Raw genomic sequence first — 16,372 nt, 5'->3', positions numbered from 1 at the left:
ATGCTGCCACTAGATAATCAGTTCGAAAACGATCCGCCGCCAACAGCGCCGATAGAGCCAGAGTTTGAATCCTGCTGCGGAAGCGGCTGTGGGGATAGCTGTGTCTTTGATATTTATTATGTTTTACGCGCCCAGTACCTTGCGGATTATGCCGCTTGGCAGGCGCGTCAAGCTGCTCAAAAAGAGAAACCTCTTTGAAAAATACCCATTATTTTTTGAAAAAAATATTATTAGTTTGTGCCTTCGCTTGGGCCCCGGCCCATGCCGCCGAGCTGCCTGCCGAGATTGTAAGCGCTTTAAAGGCCGCAAAACTGCCGAGCGATTCCTTGAGCCTAGCGATTGTACCGTTGCAATCGTCTCTGCCTGCACTCTATTTTCAGGGAGACAAGCCCAGCAGCCCGGCATCTACCATGAAGTTGGTGACCACCTATGCCGGGTTGTCGCTTTTAGGCCCAACGTATCAATGGACCACTGAAATCTCGTCCGCTGTTAAGCCCGTGAATGGCATTTTAAATGGCGATCTTTACATTAAGGGCTACGGTGATCCAAAACTGAATCTGGAGCGATTCTGGCTGATGTTGCGCGATTTAAAAGCCGCAGGCGTCAGAGAGATTCGCGGTGATTTAGTGCTTGATCGCAGTTTTTTTAGTGGCAGCGACGAAAACGCCAGCTATGACGACGATGGCGATGATCCATATCGGCCCTTTTTAGTTTCCCCAGATAGCTTGCTGAGCAATTTAAAAAGCCTGCGTTTAACACTCAGAGCCGAGGCCAGCGGCGTGGTTGCCTCGCTGGAGCCTAATTTGGCGACGGTATTAATTGATAATCGCCTGACTAGCAGCCCCACAGCTAATTGCGCAACAAACAAGCTCCGCCTGGCCATCGATAATCAGGGGAGTAGCGCCAAAATATCACTGAGTGGCAGCATGCCTTCGGGCTGCTCTAGCGAGCGTTATTTGGCGCTGCTGGATCACCCAAGCTATACCGCTAGCCTGTTCCGCAGCCTGTGGGCCGAGCTGGGTGGGGTAATTATGGGGGTGAATCGTACGGGGCTGGTGCCGAGCGAAGCGCAAGTTTTGCTGACCACGCGCTCGCCTGATCTGGCGAATGTGATTCGTGATATTAATAAATTTAGCAATAACACGATGGCGCGGCAGCTTTACTTAAGTCTTGGTGCCGCTGAAGCGGGCAAAGATTCCTCTGCTAAATCCTTTGCGGCGGTGCGCCGCTGGCTTGCTGGCCGAGGCAAAACGTTTGACGAGTTAAAAATAGAAAATGGCTCGGGCTTATCAAGGCAGGAGCAAATTAGCGCGCGCCATCTGGCCGAGCTATTGATCGACGCATGGCAAAGCCCTTACGCCGCAGAATTTATCTCGTCTTTGCCGCTGGTGGCACTTGATGGCACGATGAAAAAGCGTCTTGGCAGCATGGCGGGCGAAGCGCATATCAAAACCGGCACCCTGCGTGATGTACGCGCCGTAGCGGGCTATGTGCGTGATATCAACGGCCAGACTTCGGTAGTAGTGGCGATGATTAATCATCCGCAGGCTGTGGCGGGCTTGCCTGTGCTGGATGAAATTTTGCGTTTTGTGCATCACAGAGTGGCGAAGTAGCTTGATGGGCAGGAGTGGCTTTATCCGTGAATGTCTCAGTATTGCGTGAGTCTTTACGATAAAGAGGCTTCAGCTTAAAACTAAGATCCCTCAAGCCCACAGAGAGCATAGCGTTTCACAGAGAAGCCCCAATGATTTGATGGCTTTCTCTGTGTCCTCGTTTTACTCTGTGGATCAAGATTTAGCTCGCTATCAAGGCAAACTGAAGCATTTTTATAATCAGGAATACTCCTGAGTTTTAAAGCGCTCAAAGACACACTGCTCAAATGTCATAAAAAATTCAAGAGCGGATGTATTATTTCTCGATGAAGATTGCTAAGTTTAATGAAAGTTAATTTAAAACTGGTGTCTTAATTGGGAAAACTTCATGAAAGCAAAATCAATAAACTATCTTCGTCATTTAGCCGGGGGGGCTATATGCTTAAGCGTGTTTGCCGATATCGCACTTGCAGATAAAGCAGCAAAACTACCCGCTTATAAAGTGGATTTAAGCCAGACTTCTGTCTCTGGCTTGTCTTCTGGTGCGTTTATGGCCGCGCAATTTCATACTGCGTTTTCCGGCACATTGCTTGGTGCTGGCATTGTGGCTGGCGGGCCATTTTATTGTTCAGGCTCGGCTTACCCTACGCCGCCGTCTGTTACGGTGGCGAAAACAGCCTGCATGAACCCCTCTCTGAGTGCTTACGGCCCGCCTGACCCTCAGTTGCTTTTGCGGCTGGCAAAGGGCTTTGAGCAGTCTGGTGCCATCGACCAACTCGATTTCTTAAAGACTCAAAAAGTTTATCTGTTTAGCGGCAAGGCCGATAAGACCGTGGCCATGGCAGTGGTAGATCAAGCCACTGCGTTTTACCAATTAGCAGGCGTGCCAGCGCAAAATATTAAGTATGTGCAGAGCGTGAATGCCGGGCACGCCATCATTACGAATAATGCAAAAGACGTGGTTTGCGCGGATACGCAAGCGCCTTATATCAATGATTGCGATTTTATTCAGTCGCAAGATATTTTGAAGCACATCTATGGCGATCTGCAGCCTGTGCTGCCCGCGCTTAGCGGCAAGATTATTCAATTCGATCAAAGTGAATTTATCAAATCTGGCTACACCAGCATGAGTGATGATGCTTATCTGTACGTGCCTAAAGCTTGCGAGGCAGAAACCTGCAAAGTGCACGTTGCCTTTCATGGTTGCGAGCAGGGGGCCGAGAAAATTGGCAATCTGTTTTATGGCACCACAGGTTATAACGAGCTGGCCGACGCTAATAAAATCATCGTGCTTTACCCGCAAGCAAAGGCCAGCTATGGATTTTTTACCCCGCTTAACCCCAAGGGCTGCTGGGATTTCTGGGGCTATTCCGATCCACTTAACCCTTTAGCACCTAATTTCTACAGCAAAACATCACCGCAAATGTCTGCAGTGAAAGCCATGCTCGATCGCTTGGGTCAGGCAAAAAACTAATTGCTTGCTAAGCGCAAAAAACGCCACCCTATATATAGGGTGGCGTTTTTTTGTTGGGCGGCTGGAACCCAATCCTATCAACTTAAGCTTTTTTCTTAAGAATAAATCGGCATTTCGTAGGGTGTACAACGACGTAGTCGTTGCGCACCAAAAACGGTGCGCAAGAAAAACGACTTGCACACCCTACGCAAAACCAGGCTTGGTCCTGTTTTTTTGCCTTAAGTTGATAGGATTGGGCTGGAACCTGCCAGCGCTCTGCACGTGGCGCTTAGGGCTTGATTTATATAAGGGTGAATTCGTAATGCCCTTGCTTAATAGATGGAAAATACTGAGGTTTCCGCGCTTCAGTGCAAGGAATAAGTTGATTAGAGCGGCCGCACACCTTCTACCAGATCTTGATACATATCAATTTTCTCCCCTTGGCATCGTGACACCCTGTACTTCAAGCGTTATTAAATTGAATCGCGGATTTGTGATGACGCATTCAGGAGAAAATAATGGGAACAACACTCAAAGCTACCCTGATCGGTGGCGGAATTGGTTCATTGGCTGCTGCTGCTTTTATGATTCGTGATGGCGGCATTCCTGCACAAAACATCAGCATACTGGAAGCGCTGCCGCGATTAGGTGGCAGTTTGGACGCCGATGGTGACGGCAGGATGGGCTATTCCTTGCGCGGCGGGCGCATGCTCACCACCGATAATTACGAATGCACTTGGGATTTATTTAAAACGATCCCCTCCATCATTACCCCAGAAAAAACGGTATTTCAAGAAACCATTGAATTTAACGAAATATTCAAATCGCATGCTATGGCGCGTTTGGTTGATTGCCGGCGCGCCAAAGTTCACGTCAGCTCCATGGGTTTCTCCATGCAGGATCGCCTAGAATTGCTCAAATTAAGCAGTGCCGATGAAGCGGAGCTGGGTGCCAACTGTATTACCGATTGGCTGTCACCCGCGTTTTTTGAATCTGAATTCTGGTTTATGTGGGTTACCACATTTGCCTTCCAGCCATGGCACAGCGCGGTTGAATTTAAGCGCTATTTGCATCGTTTTATGATGGAGTTTTCGCGCATTGAAACCTTGGCAGGCGTGAAACGCACCATCTACAACCAATATGATTCCTTGGTGCTGCCGCTGCAACGCTGGTTACAAGAGCAAGGCGTGCATTTTGAAATGAATTGCACCGTCACCGATATGGATATTCAAACTGAGCAAGGCGCTCATACCGTCACTGGCCTGCATTACCAAAGGGACGATGGCAACACCGGGTTTATTGATATTGGCGCAGGCGATTTGGTCTTTTTCCAAAATGCGTCCATGACCGATGCATCCAGCCTTGGCTCGATGCAAAGCGCACCTGAAAAACGCAATAAAGCGCATAGCGGAGGCTGGGATTTGTGGGGAAAAATTGCCACTGGCCGGCCAGAATTCGGTAATCCTGCTACGTTTAATAGCCGTATCGCTCAATCGCTCTGGGAGTCGTTTACCGTCACACTGAGCGATCCTGCTTTTTTCAATCAAATGATCGCGTTCAGCGGTAATCAGCCGGGTACGGGCGGCTTGGTCACATTTAAGGATTCCAACTGGTTGATGTCTGTCGTTCTGCCGCATCAACCGCACTTTGCTAATCAGCCTGCTGATGTGCAAGTGTTCTGGGGGTATGCGCTATCCCCAGATCGAGTCGGTAATTTTGTTGCCAAACCGATGGCAGATTGCAACGGCGAAGAAATCCTGCGTGAATTATGCGGCCACTTGCGTTTTGATCTAGATACGGTGCAAACCGCTAATTGCATTCCCTGCCGCATGCCTTATATCACCAGCATGTTTATGCCACGCCAGCTGGGTGATCGGCCACTGCCTGTGCCGGCTGAATCCAAGAATCTGGCTTTCATCAGCCAGTTTGTGGAAATTCCTGAGGACGTGGTTTTTACCGTGGAATATTCCGTGCGGGTGGCGCAATTGGCGGTGTATCAATTACTGAAAATAGATCACGAGGTGCCACCGATTACAGCACATGATAAATCGGTAAAGGTTCAGTTTGAAGCGTTGCTAAAGGCGCTGAAATAAGCTTAGCCAGACTAGCGCCAATGCTAGTCTGGCTAAAACATTGCCAGCGCAACCTGCTGGCGGTATTTATCCAGCCAACTTGCTTACTAATCTAAGACTGATAAATCGCAGGCAGGTTGATTTCCATAAAGCGTGCAGGATTGCCAAGTTCAGTAAAGCCAAATTGGGTGTACAGCGAGTGCGCATCCTTGGTGGCCAGCATAAAGCGCCGAATCATTTGCAAATCGGGGTGGGCCTGAATGGTGGCGATTAAATACTTGGCTAAGCCTTGGCCGCGATGCGTGTCCAAAATATACACATCAGCTAAATAAGCAAAGCTGGCCCTATCCGTAATCACTCGTGCAAAGCCAATTTGTTGGTCCCCCAAAAACACACCAAAAGCCAGCGAATTTTGCGTGGCTTTTGCTACCGTATCGCGTGAAATGCCGGGTGACCAATAAGATTGGCTGAGGAAAGCATGAATGGCATCTAGATCAAAGCGTTGCTGATCGGTGCTGATATGGTAATCGCTGATGGGCATGGCGGCACTCCTTGGCGTAGTGCTTACAAGTTTATCCCTTTGGCATTTATTGCGCTTGCTTTGTGGGAAAGAAAATCAGCTATCGTGCTGCGATTGGCTAAATCTGCACGTGCAGCCGCTGTTTGCTGAATACGTGCTAGCCGCAATGGGCTGAGCAAGGTAAAATTCGGCGATTATTTAAACATCAAAGATTTTGACAGCATGGATAAAATTCTGATTTTGGACTTTGGCTCGCAAGTGACTCAGCTGATTGCCCGCCGTGTTCGCGAAGCGCATGTGTATTCTGAGCTGCATTCTTTTGATGTGTCGATTGATTTTATTCGTGAATTTAAGCCGACCGGTATTATTCTTTCTGGCGGCCCAAATTCGGTTTACGAGAGCGATTATCAAGCCGATCCTAAATTGTTTGAGCTGGGCGTGCCGGTACTCGGTATTTGCTACGGCATGCAATGGATGGCCGAATCGCTAGGCGGCAAGGTAGAAGCAGGCACGGTGCGCGAGTTTGGCTTTGCCGAAATTGGCGCGCAAGCAAGCAGCAAATTATTCGGCGGCCTTGAAGATCGCAAAAATAGCGCAGGCCAAAGCGTGCTAGAAGTCTGGATGAGCCACGGTGACAAAGTTACCGCGCTGCCAGCGGGCTTCTCCGTCATCGCCAGCAATGAAGCCTGCCCGATTGCCGCTATTTCTGATGAAGCACGCGGCTTCTACGCCGTGCAATTCCACCCAGAAGTGACGCACACCCTGAAAGGGCGTGAAATGATTAACCGCTTTGTGCTGGATATTTGCGGCGCAAAGCCAAGCTGGACCATGCCTAACTACATCGACGTAGCCGTAGCTAAAATCCGCGAACAAGTCGGCACAGACGAAGTGATCTTGGGTCTATCTGGCGGCGTAGATTCATCCGTTGCCGCAGCGCTGATCCATCGCGCCATTGGCGATCAACTGACTTGCGTATTTGTCGACAACGGCCTCTTGCGCCTGAATGAAGGCAAGCAAGTGATGGATACCTTTGCCAAGCACCTTGGCGTAAAAGTAATCCACGTTGACGCAGCCGCGCAATTTATGGGCCATCTCGCCGGTGTTACCGATCCAGAAGCCAAGCGCAAAATCATTGGCCGCGAATTCGTAGAAGTATTCCAAGCCGAATCCGCTAAATTGCCAAGTGCAAAATGGCTAGCCCAAGGCACCATCTACCCTGATGTGATCGAATCTGCTGGCGCAAAAACCGGCAAAGCGCACACCATCAAGAGCCACCACAATGTAGGCGGCCTGCCAGAAACCATGAAGCTAAGCTTGCTGGAGCCTCTGCGCGAATTATTCAAAGACGAAGTGCGCGAACTAGGTGTAGCGCTCGGCCTAGCCCCAGAGCTAGTCTACCGCCACCCATTCCCAGGCCCAGGCCTAGGCGTGCGTATCCTTGGTGAAGTAAAACAAGAATTCGCCGACTTACTACGCTTTGCCGACGCCATCTTTATCGAAGAGCTACGCGCTACGGTCGATGAAAAAAGCGGCAAAAACTGGTACGAACTCACCAGTCAAGCCTTCGTCGTCTTCCTGCCAGTAAAATCCGTCGGCGTAATGGGTGATGGCCGCACCTACGATTACGTAGTGGCACTGCGTGCCGTGGTGACCTCTGACTTCATGACCGCCAAATGGGCCGAACTGCCTTACGACTTACTTGGCAAAGTGTCCAACAGGATTATTAATGAAGTGAAAGGCATTAACCGCGTGGTTTACGATGTAAGCGGAAAACCGCCTGCGACGATTGAGTGGGAATGATCCTGCTTTAGTTGTTTGTTGAGTATTACAAAAACCCCCTGCTAATGCGGGGGTTTTGTTGTTTTTGGGGATGGGAGAGTGGATAAATCAGGGGCGGGCTATGGTTAGTTCAGTTGATTGCTTTTGCCCTGAGTTTTCGAGGACTAAACACCGTTAGCTTGTCGCGATTTGGCAATACTTGCCTATCAAATATGCAGGGTGTTTTCGTGATTAAAAAATATAAATTAAACTATTTTTGTCGTGCCATCAATAATTGATTTTATCCTTAACCATTTCCCTTCTGCTTTTGCTAAAATTCTACTTTTGTTATCGGGAGATATCGTTTTTGCAATAACTAAGTGTGATGTTTTTAATTTTTTTTCTTTTGTTGTCCAGCCATAAATCACACCTTCAAGTGAGCCTAAATCATAGTGTGTTACGATTTTATCGCCTTGCCCACCTAATACGTCTTCTGAAACTATTTTAAATGTTACCGTATCTTCTGCTGCTATATTAATATAGTTTGACTGAGTATTTCCATCTAAAATTCCACTTGAAAACACAGTGTCACTTTCTGGTTTTTTTCTCTCTTCATCTGTTGCATGCATTAAAAATTGTTTTGCTTCATGTCCATAATTTAAACGAGCAACAAATATTGGCGATAATACAGCGGGTGACTTACCCATGTTTGATGCTGTAATTATAAAAGTTGGACAAGCATTTTTTGTTAATGCCGTACTGGCTAGCTCTCTTATCTTGTTGAGCTTTTGTACTTCCTTGATAATTATTTCTTTAGCCTTTTTTATTGCGTAGTGAATTGAATCTGTACTTGAAAAAGCAATAAGCCTAGCTAATAATTCGAGTTGTTCATTTATGTCTTGAGGGTAATATTTTTTTGCATCAATTGTTCTGGTTTTAGAGCCGAATATAATAAAATACGTCTTTTTATCTTCGCATTCTGATTCGGTTATTTTGAAAGTAAGTTCTTCATTCACGTCTATTTTTGGTAAGTCGGATAGTTCACCTCTAACTACTGAAGATATTAATACGTTAAATATAATTGGGTGTGAAAGGAAAGGGCTCGACGTAAAAAACAAGGTGCGGGACTGCTTTCCTGTCAAGTTTTGGATTGGCATATTTAGCCATGATTCAATATCTTGCAGTGCTCGTTCTAACTTGATAATTGTCTTTCTTACGTTTTGATCTAATAATGTTAAATCTTCAAATGAAGAGTATTTGCTTATGCATATCTCCCATGGGCTATCTTCTACTGCTTTAAGTAAGTTGTTGTCTATGTCAACAATGCTGCCGCTAAATCCAAATTTCGAAACTTCAATTAAAGGTTTTGCTCTATCTAAATAGCGTTGTAAAGCCAAACCGAACACAGTGCCAAATATGGCTAGTAATCCTTCGTTAAGGTATTCCATTTGCTCATCCTATAAAGTTAAGAAAAAAAACATCACCTCTAATTGGGTCTGCTGAATTACCTTTGATCAAGGGACTGCCCCAGAATTTTAATAATACATCACGAGTATTGAAACGGTTACACTCTTGAGCATCTGCATGTGATCGTATATGCACACTAAATTCTTTATCTGAATGTTTTCTTCTGATTTTCATTTGAAATGGGAACTGTTGGTTTTTACTTTCACCAAGAGAAGTTACATAACCTTCATATATTAGAGGAGTGCCCGCTCCTGTTGTTGCTATTATTTCTTGAAGATTATTGCTTTCAAATTTTCTAAAAGTCATTATGTAATCAGAGTTAAATTTAATCTCAACAAATGCCTCATCATTACACTTTTTTGCTCGGACAATCGATAATAAATCACTAAACTCTTTTGTTATTGCGTAGTTTGAGTATTCAATATTTTCTTTTTCTTTTGTTTTTTCAATGGTCTCATTGCTTGTTAGTGTTGATCTTGTTCTTGATGTATACGTATCAAGTTTTAGTGTAAGGTCAATTTGAGCAACTTCCTTATTAAATTGCACTTTGGACTTTAAATAGTATTCATTTAAGTGTCCCTTTAGTAACGAAGGAATATCATTGCCATTGTCCATTTTCTGTTTAAGAGGGATTATTAATGATCCAGCTTTGAATTTCTCAACAATAAAATCGGCCTCATGTAATTCAGCTGCCTTTAGTTGAGAGTATTTTTCTAATGACCCATGCTTTTGATTATAAATGGTTTTATCAACGGCTCTTTGGGTTGATGTAAGAATCTTTCCTAGAGTTCGGGCTGACACCTCATGAGCACTACTGAGCATTCCCCCATCCATGTGAATTTCCATTTTTTTCATAGTAATTGTACTTATTCCGCTAAATATTTAGTTTTAAGTGGGTATGGAATATAATTACCATTTGCATGGAGCTGCACCCGCTTGATTTATGGCTTATGTATTTGGGATATTGTTGCTACGCTTCGAATGTACCTACCGTTCGTCAGATCGCTGGAGCATATCCTTTTGCAAGCTAATAGTCAGTAAATTAATGGGTTTTTTCTAGTTTTTATGATCAAAAGCTGAAAACTGGGGACAGACTACGGTTAATTCAGACGTTGTTTTTGGATCGCGAATATCCCGATCCATTGGTGTTGAGTGGGACTTTCCGATTTCGCTTTGTATCTGAGAGGATGCACGGGCTGGAATATTAAACTTGCCAGACAGGCTTTGATATCCAATCGAGGGTATGCAATTGGTTATTCCAAAGCGGGGTTATGGGGCCGGTGAAATGAAGTCGCTGGTGCCATGGTGATACTTCAAGTTCATTCATGGAAGTAGAGGGGGCAGTCCTTGTCTTTTACTAAATTCTATCCTACTGGCTGAGTTGATTAGTTTCTTTGGTTGTAAATAGATAAAATTGCAAAAGACAAGAAACAACCGGCAGAAACAACCGGGGACAGACCACGGTTAATTCACTGCTGCTTTTTTTTGAATGTAGCCGCCATTTTTTTAATCGCCCAAAGCCTGCTTCACCACATCAACAAGCCGTTCTCCAATTCCTGCATTCTCGGCAAGAATTGGATACCGCTTACAAAGCTGATTGGATAGCGTATTCCCATTCTGCCGAACACTACGAATAATGCTGTCCAGCTCGTTATCCGGCGCTTCTAAGAATTGCTTGATGGCGCTGCGGGCTTGGTCGTTGGCTTTTAAGAAATGGGCTTCTTTGCGCATTTCTTGCGTTAGTGTGGTGTCGATGATTTTGGCGAGATATTCGGCGTGCGCGGTAAGGTCGGGGTAGCGCCATGCGGGCAGTGCATCATCATAAGCGCTGAAATAAAGATTGTATTCAACGCCATCCTCGGCGATGACTGGCTCGCCAAAATAGTATTGATCGGTATATTTCTTCATCAGGCGGCGGGAAAAACGCTCAAGCACTTTGTCGTAGGCGGCGCGCGCCTGCGTGCTGTCTGCAATGGTGGCCGATACGGGCAGAATAATTGGAGCGGGAATGAGGCCATCGCGTCGCAATATATCGTTAATTAGAAAGCGCGAAATTCGGCCATTGCCATCCGCCATCGGGTGAATATAGACAAAGCCGAAAGAGGCTACTGCGGCGCGCACGATGGACGATGCGCCTTGGCTGCGTTCAAGAAAATGTGCAAGCCCAGAGAGAAGCGCGCCAGTTTGCTCCCAGTGCGGAGCAATATAATCAACAACCGCTTGGTAGTGCGCCGAGTGACCTACATAAACAGGGGAATGGCGCAGGCCGTAGCGCAGTGCCATGTCGCCCAAAATGCCGCGTTGCAATAGGCTTAAGGTTTCGGCCGTGAATGGATTATCGTGCTGCCCGCATTCGTTTTCCATCACGGCGGCAAAGCGGCGGATGCGGTCTTCTTTATCTTGTTCGTGCTCAATCAGAAAACTGGCGCGGCTTTCTTTTACAGTTAGCCATACCGTGCTGCGCAAAATCAGATCTACGCCAAAATCCGTTTCTAACTCGGCCAGTTTGGCGGGCAAATCATAGGTCTCTGCCGCTTGAATGGCGGCGGTTCGACGAACGATGGGGCAGTAATCGCGATTGCCTGGTAGATTGTCACGAACACGCCAGCGCGGGCAATTGATGGCCTTGCCGACTAGATATAACGCTGGGTCGAGTGCATCAATGTAGTTGCCTCGCGTCAGATTAGGCACATCTAGCGTGTCATCCAGTAGCCATTCATACAAGAAGCAGGCGCGGCGGGCGTAACTTCCCGTTGGTTCACGCGCTATCCATTGCTCCAACTCTTGCTTGGCCAAAGCTTGGGAAAAAAGCCGCGCCAAAAATTCTAGATGGATGCCTTCATATTTGAAGGCAAAAGCCAATTGCTCGCTAAAAGAATCAAGGGGGCGGTATGACTCTGGATAAATCTCAAAACGAATGTCGCCATCATTTGACGTGGAGCGGTTTCGCCCGATCTCACTCTGTACTGCCAGCGGATGTACTGTATGGACATTGTAAGTGAGCGATAGCCATTGATAGCCGATCTCAGCCATAAAATCGATTACTCCGCCGTAAAAACAGTTATAAATTGAAGTTTTTTAATAAAAACGATTATAGCAGACGGGTTTGGGGCTGGTGGGCTGGTTTGCTTGTGATGAGGTGGGTTAGATGAGCCGTGTAGGGCGGGTTAGGTTTATCAACCCGCGCTGATCGCCCGTTGTTATGCCGGAATCAGATTGGTGGGTCACGCCTTGGGCTAACACGCCCTGCATCGAAGAGATATTAGTGGGAACAATCCCACCACGCCGCCAAAAAGCAATGGGGTCAAAAAAGCAATGGGGTCAGGTCTTACATTTTGCATCAGATAAAATTTACAGTGGTTTGCAAAGCAAGTTAAATTGATTGCTCATGTCAAATGTAAGACCTGACCCCATTGGGTTTTGACCCCATTGGGTTTTTTGGCTTAACGTTTATCAAACAAGGGTGTCTTTGGATTTCTGATGGTCACACTCACCCAATCACCGCCTTAAACTTACTACTTTCCTGCTGAATCAACTGGCTTTCATAATTCACCCCCACCGAATAGGCGGCGATTTTTCCCAGATGGGTATAGGGCAGGGCGGTTTCTTTGGCCCAGTCATTAAAGGTCTGCTGGATTTTATTTAAATCACGTTTGGCGGTGGGTTGGTCGGGGATGTCGAGGCCAGCCTGCTGCAGGGCCAGAGGAGCAATGAGAGGAGCAATGGGGTCAGGCCTTACATTTTGCATCAGATGAAATTTACAGTGGTTTGCAAAGCAAGTTAAATTGATTACTCATGTCAAATGTAAGACCTGACCCCATTGGGGTTTCCAATAAAAACGATTATAGCAGGTGGGTTTGGGGCTGGTGGGCTTTGCTGGTTTGCTTGTGATGAGGTGGGTTAGATGCGCTGTGTAGGGCGGGTTAGTTTTATCAACCCGCGCTGATCGCCCGTTGTTATGCCGGAATCAGATTGGCGGGTCACGCCTTTGGCTAACCCGCCCTGCATCGAAGAGATATTAGTGGGAACAATCCCACCACGCCGCCAGATATCGTTGATTAAAAAGCGCGAAATTCAACAACCGGGGACAGACCACGGTTAATTCATAGATGGTTTGTTTTTGGCTGTAGCCATTATTTTTTAATCGCCAAACGCCAGCTGTACCGCATCAACAATCTGTTCACCAATTCCTGCATTCTCGGCAAGGATTGGATATTGCTTACAAAGCTGATTAGATAGCGTATTTCCATTCTGCCGAATGCTACGAATAATGCTGTCCAGCTCATTATCCGGCGCTTCCAGAAATTGCTTGATGGCGTTATGGGCTAGATCGTTTGCTTTCAAAAAATGGGCTTATGTGTGCATTTCTTGCGTTAGCGGAAGAAGCAAGAGGTCAGATCTTACATTTTACATAAGATAAAATTTATAAAGGTTTGCAAATTGGGGTACGGGGGATGGCTGTTTTAGGTTGCGTGAGGGCGGCGGGTATGGTTTTTTGCTTACCGCCGGTATATATCCTCACGCAGCTTAATAGATAAAATCACCCGCCGATTACATGAGCGGGCAGTTTATTGGCCTAAGCAAACTTCCCAAATGCCATTAAGTTTTTAGATTTTGTTTCAATCTTTGGTGTCCTTCTTTTTGAGCGCCGCTCCCTGTTCCATGGCGGCCAGCTCGTTGACCGCGCGCCAGGCCTGATCGATGGCGGAGTGGGCGTACGGGCTCCAATCGGAGTCGGAGTTGGCGATGGTGATGTTGCCGATGGGCTGACGACCCAGCTCAATCCATTTCTCACACTGTGCCTCATCATCAAACAGGGTGTTAATGCTGTAGGAGTAGCCGTGGGACCAACGGTTTACCGTGATAGCGAGGACATCCTGCTCATGGTTAAAGCCTGCGCCGCCCAACATTCCTTGCAGCTGTTCGCGGATCATTTGCTCGTGTTGCTCAAAAGGCATGCCGAGGATTGTGGCGCGCCCCATGCGGGACTGCTCGCGTGCTGATAGGCCCGTATTTGGCAGGGTTGGCACATAGACCATGTGCAGGCACATGGCTTGATCTGGGTTCTTCGGATGTTCGTAGCCACCAAGGTTCACAGGGTAGTCCAGCTTGACTCGGCTATAGGGGGCCGCCGGTGAATAAACCTCATGCACCCCGAGCTTAACGAAGGCTTGCCAGTTTTTGATCACCACATTGGCGTAGACCAGCGGGGCTTTAACGTTCTGGCGCAGCGCTTCCTTTTGAGGCTTCGGTAGCTCGGGCACGATGTAGGGGATCATCATATTGTAACCGGCCATGATCGACTGCTTGGCCTGCACCCGATAAAGTTTGCCCTCCTTGATGTAGGTGACTTCGACCCCCTTGCTTTTATCGGCGCGGCGGATGTTTTTTGCCTGCAGTGCTGTGCTACCAAGGCGCAACCGTACTTTGTGTTTAGGCTGGTCGAGTTGGCTGTAGTCAAACTTGGCTAACACCACATCCTGCATGGTGTGGCCGGGGGCCACCTGCGGGATAAGCTTGCGCACCATCAGGCGCGTCAGCCCCGCATTACCATCGGGGAAGTGAAAGATGTAAGGGTCGTCCAGCTCTGCCTGTTCTTCAGCATCAAGGGGTGTCAAGTTCATGCCGCTAAAGCCTGGCAGGGCACATAGCCGCGCATCAGAACAAGCGGTAGCGTCGATGCCAACCGCTTGGAAGTCACTGGTGCGCTGCTGGAAGTAAGCGATTGCTTGCTTGCTCAGGCCCACCTTGTCACGCAAAAAGGTGGTGTAGCTATTACGGGTCACCCAGAGATCTTTCTCTTTTTGAGTCATGCCGCTCAAGTAATCGATTTTCTCTTCATGCAGGGCCAGCAAAGCGGCCTTGTCGATGTCATTAAACGGGAAGTCGCCGATAAACGCGGCCAGTGATCGGCCGTTGAGGCGATCGCGCGGGATATCATCGGCCACGCTGTGGCCAGGATCGCCGCTTACTATTTTGTTTACACCAAAGTGTTTCTCATCGAAATAGACGCCGCGACTTAAGCCCAGATCTGGATAGAAGGTCTGCTGGAAGCCCTTAGCCAGCTCGTCGATGTTCACCTCAAGCGCCTTAAGCAGCTCTAGTGCCACTGGGCTGTAGACAGAGCTTGGGGATTGCAGGGATTCACTGCCGCCGTAGCCCAGTAGCAAGCCATCAGGGGTGGTGAACTCGTTGCGTTTGGCGTGGCCGCCGAAATCGTCATGGTTGTCGAGTAGCAGGATTTTTTTATCAGCACCCAGTAATTGCTGATAAAAGCAGGCTGCTGCTAGGCCACTAATCCCAGCGCCCACGATCACTAAATCATACTCACCTTCAAGCGGGGCTGCCTTGAAGTTATATTGCTTGCCGCCGAAGGCGACGCTGTGTGCCGGCTCGAAAGAGCCCGGATGGTTGCCGCGCAGGCCAGTGAGGGCGGGTGGGTAGCTTAGCGTTTTGTTGGCCAGCGTATTGCCGCCTTGTGCCGCTTGCAGCAGGCTAATGGGGGCGACACCCGCCGCAATCGCTATGGCTACGCCGTTAAGAAAGTCTCTGCGTGTGATACTCATGGAAGTCCCTGTTGTATGAAGAATCGAATGAGGGAATAGGATGGGTTGGCTTCGTAAAGACGCCGGCAAGCTAACATCATATCTAAATGGAATGAGATTGATAATAACTTATTAACCGATATTGAGGCGGCCCTCAGGCTTTGAAGAGCGGCTGCATAAAGTGCGTATGGCAGATCTATTTCGCCGGGAACACCTAATCTGCTTAAGTTAAATAGGCTGTTGCCATTAAAAAATCTGCTGCATGCTAGCCAGATTCCTAAGCAAGGATTTAAAGTCATGCTATGCGGCGATTCAGAGCATGACAATCAAGGGCAATTAAAGATCTAAGCACTTTAGGTATTCTTATGTCTGATTTTTTGCCTGCCCTATCTTCGATTTATAATTAAATCTGTGGATTAAACCCAAAAAACGTTTAGATCATGAAACGCCTAAGCTATTAGCTGTACCAGAGGCAAAAAATGAAACGTGGTCGATGGATTTTATGCACGATCAATTAGCCGCTGGCTGCTGTATTCGCTTATTTAACGTAATTGATGATTTTAATTGGGAAGAATTAGGGATGGAAGTTGATTTCTCTTTGCCTGCAGGGTGTGTGCTGCGCTGCCTGAATTAAATCATTGAATGACGTGGCTAGCCCAAGCGAATCAGCTATTGATAATAGATATGGATACATTGCTCACATATTAAAAAATTGGACAGAGCAATAAGCGATTGAATTGGACTATATTCAGCCCAGCAATCTGCAGCAATATATCTATATTGAGCGCTATAATCGCGCCGTGCGTTATGAATGGCTGGCTTGTGATGATTTTGAAAGTATTGCCGAAGTACAAGAAACCGCAATGCAATGGCTTTGGATTTACAATAATGAGCGCCCGCATATGGGATTAGGCGGCATTACCGCAAAACAGAAATTGGCATTACATGCCTAGCCTCTATTTTAA

Annotated in this window: 14 protein-coding genes; 7 read left to right on the top strand and 7 right to left on the bottom strand. The window is 47.3% G+C overall.

The window, feature by feature from the left end:
* The 4 genes from ACFQNF_RS06595 (at position 1) to ACFQNF_RS06580 (ending at position 5,138) form a co-directional block, all read left to right on the top strand.
* Positions 1–198, top strand: a complete 198-nt coding sequence (locus ACFQNF_RS06595) for an oxidoreductase-like domain-containing protein (RefSeq protein ID WP_380187091.1) — start codon at positions 1–3, stop codon at positions 196–198.
* On the top strand, positions 195–1,613 hold the full coding sequence (gene dacB / locus ACFQNF_RS06590) for a D-alanyl-D-alanine carboxypeptidase/D-alanyl-D-alanine endopeptidase (RefSeq protein WP_380187089.1): 1,419 nt from the start codon (positions 195–197) through the stop codon (positions 1,611–1,613). The genes ACFQNF_RS06595 and dacB overlap by 4 nt, the downstream gene beginning before the upstream one ends.
* A 367-nt stretch (positions 1,614–1,980) precedes the next feature.
* Positions 1,981–3,066, top strand: coding sequence for an extracellular catalytic domain type 2 short-chain-length polyhydroxyalkanoate depolymerase (locus ACFQNF_RS06585; protein WP_380187088.1), 1,086 nt, complete (start codon positions 1,981–1,983; stop codon positions 3,064–3,066).
* A 497-nt stretch (positions 3,067–3,563) separates the two neighbouring features.
* The gene (locus ACFQNF_RS06580; protein ID WP_380187086.1) at positions 3,564–5,138 is read left to right on the top strand and encodes an oleate hydratase; all 1,575 of its coding nucleotides are present in this window, start codon (positions 3,564–3,566) and stop codon (positions 5,136–5,138) included.
* 91 nt (positions 5,139–5,229) lie between these two features.
* Here the strand turns inward: ACFQNF_RS06580 and ACFQNF_RS06575 are convergent, their stop codons facing one another.
* Complete coding sequence (locus ACFQNF_RS06575; RefSeq protein WP_380187084.1) at positions 5,230–5,658, bottom strand: GNAT family N-acetyltransferase; 429 nt, start codon at positions 5,656–5,658, stop codon at positions 5,230–5,232.
* 201 nt (positions 5,659–5,859) lie between these two features.
* Here ACFQNF_RS06575 and guaA point away from each other — a divergent pair, with 201 nt between their 5' ends.
* The gene (guaA, locus tag ACFQNF_RS06570) at positions 5,860–7,437 is read left to right on the top strand and encodes a glutamine-hydrolyzing GMP synthase (protein WP_380187083.1); all 1,578 of its coding nucleotides are present in this window, start codon (positions 5,860–5,862) and stop codon (positions 7,435–7,437) included.
* A gap of 224 nt (positions 7,438–7,661) precedes the next feature.
* Here the strand turns inward: guaA and ACFQNF_RS06565 are convergent, their stop codons facing one another.
* From ACFQNF_RS06565 to ACFQNF_RS06540, 6 genes are all read right to left on the bottom strand, one after another.
* The gene (locus tag ACFQNF_RS06565) at positions 7,662–8,843 is read right to left on the bottom strand and encodes a hypothetical protein (protein WP_380187081.1); all 1,182 of its coding nucleotides are present in this window, start codon (positions 8,841–8,843) and stop codon (positions 7,662–7,664) included.
* A 4-nt stretch (positions 8,844–8,847) separates the two neighbouring features.
* Positions 8,848–9,717: a hypothetical protein gene (locus ACFQNF_RS06560; protein WP_380187079.1), complete on the bottom strand. Its 870-nt coding sequence runs from the start codon at positions 9,715–9,717 to the stop codon at positions 8,848–8,850.
* A gap of 651 nt (positions 9,718–10,368) precedes the next feature.
* Positions 10,369–11,895: a Fic family protein gene (locus ACFQNF_RS06555; RefSeq protein WP_380187077.1), complete on the bottom strand. Its 1,527-nt coding sequence runs from the start codon at positions 11,893–11,895 to the stop codon at positions 10,369–10,371.
* Between the two features lie 457 nt (positions 11,896–12,352).
* Positions 12,353–12,610 carry a hypothetical protein gene (locus tag ACFQNF_RS06550; protein WP_380187075.1) on the bottom strand — a complete coding sequence of 86 codons (258 nt, stop codon included), beginning with the start codon at positions 12,608–12,610 and terminating at the stop codon, positions 12,353–12,355.
* 392 nt (positions 12,611–13,002) lie between these two features.
* A complete protein-coding gene (locus ACFQNF_RS06545; protein WP_380187074.1) occupies positions 13,003–13,206 on the bottom strand; it encodes a hypothetical protein in 204 nt (67 codons plus the stop codon).
* A 275-nt stretch (positions 13,207–13,481) separates the two neighbouring features.
* Positions 13,482–15,428, bottom strand: a complete 1,947-nt coding sequence (locus tag ACFQNF_RS06540; protein WP_380187073.1) for an NAD(P)-binding protein — start codon at positions 15,426–15,428, stop codon at positions 13,482–13,484.
* 481 nt (positions 15,429–15,909) lie between these two features.
* Between ACFQNF_RS06540 and ACFQNF_RS06535 the strand changes: the two genes are divergently transcribed.
* On the top strand, positions 15,910–16,041 hold the full coding sequence (locus ACFQNF_RS06535; RefSeq protein WP_380187071.1) for a hypothetical protein: 132 nt from the start codon (positions 15,910–15,912) through the stop codon (positions 16,039–16,041).
* A gap of 103 nt (positions 16,042–16,144) precedes the next feature.
* Positions 16,145–16,360, top strand: a complete 216-nt coding sequence (locus tag ACFQNF_RS06530; protein ID WP_380187069.1) for an integrase core domain-containing protein — start codon at positions 16,145–16,147, stop codon at positions 16,358–16,360.
* Positions 16,361–16,372 lie beyond the last annotated feature (12 nt).

It is taken from the genome of Iodobacter arcticus (genome assembly GCF_042664895.1).
Classification (GTDB): Bacteria; Pseudomonadota; Gammaproteobacteria; order Burkholderiales; family Chitinibacteraceae; genus Iodobacter; species Iodobacter arcticus.
The sequence above is the reverse complement of the archived record's forward strand: the minus strand, read 5'-3'. Positions and strand labels throughout refer to the sequence as shown.

Excerpts from the sequence above, each read along its gene's own strand:
- ACFQNF_RS06595 (WP_380187091.1), top strand. The coding sequence starts at position 1 with ATGCTGCCACTAGATAATCAGTTCGAAAACGATCCGCCGCCAACAGCG.
- ACFQNF_RS06585 (WP_380187088.1), top strand. The coding sequence starts at position 1,981 with ATGAAAGCAAAATCAATAAACTATCTTCGTCATTTAGCCGGGGGGGCT.
- ACFQNF_RS06580 (WP_380187086.1), top strand. The coding sequence starts at position 3,564 with ATGGGAACAACACTCAAAGCTACCCTGATCGGTGGCGGAATTGGTTCA.
- ACFQNF_RS06575 (WP_380187084.1), bottom strand. The coding sequence starts at position 5,658 with ATGCCCATCAGCGATTACCATATCAGCACCGATCAGCAACGCTTTGAT.
- guaA (WP_380187083.1), top strand. The coding sequence starts at position 5,860 with ATGGATAAAATTCTGATTTTGGACTTTGGCTCGCAAGTGACTCAGCTG.
- ACFQNF_RS06565 (WP_380187081.1), bottom strand. The coding sequence starts at position 8,843 with ATGGAATACCTTAACGAAGGATTACTAGCCATATTTGGCACTGTGTTC.
- ACFQNF_RS06560 (WP_380187079.1), bottom strand. The coding sequence starts at position 9,717 with ATGAAAAAAATGGAAATTCACATGGATGGGGGAATGCTCAGTAGTGCT.
- ACFQNF_RS06555 (WP_380187077.1), bottom strand. The coding sequence starts at position 11,895 with ATGGCTGAGATCGGCTATCAATGGCTATCGCTCACTTACAATGTCCAT.
- ACFQNF_RS06550 (WP_380187075.1), bottom strand. The coding sequence starts at position 12,610 with ATGCAAAATGTAAGGCCTGACCCCATTGCTCCTCTCATTGCTCCTCTG.
- ACFQNF_RS06540 (WP_380187073.1), bottom strand. The coding sequence starts at position 15,428 with ATGAGTATCACACGCAGAGACTTTCTTAACGGCGTAGCCATAGCGATT.
- ACFQNF_RS06535 (WP_380187071.1), top strand. The coding sequence starts at position 15,910 with ATGCACGATCAATTAGCCGCTGGCTGCTGTATTCGCTTATTTAACGTA.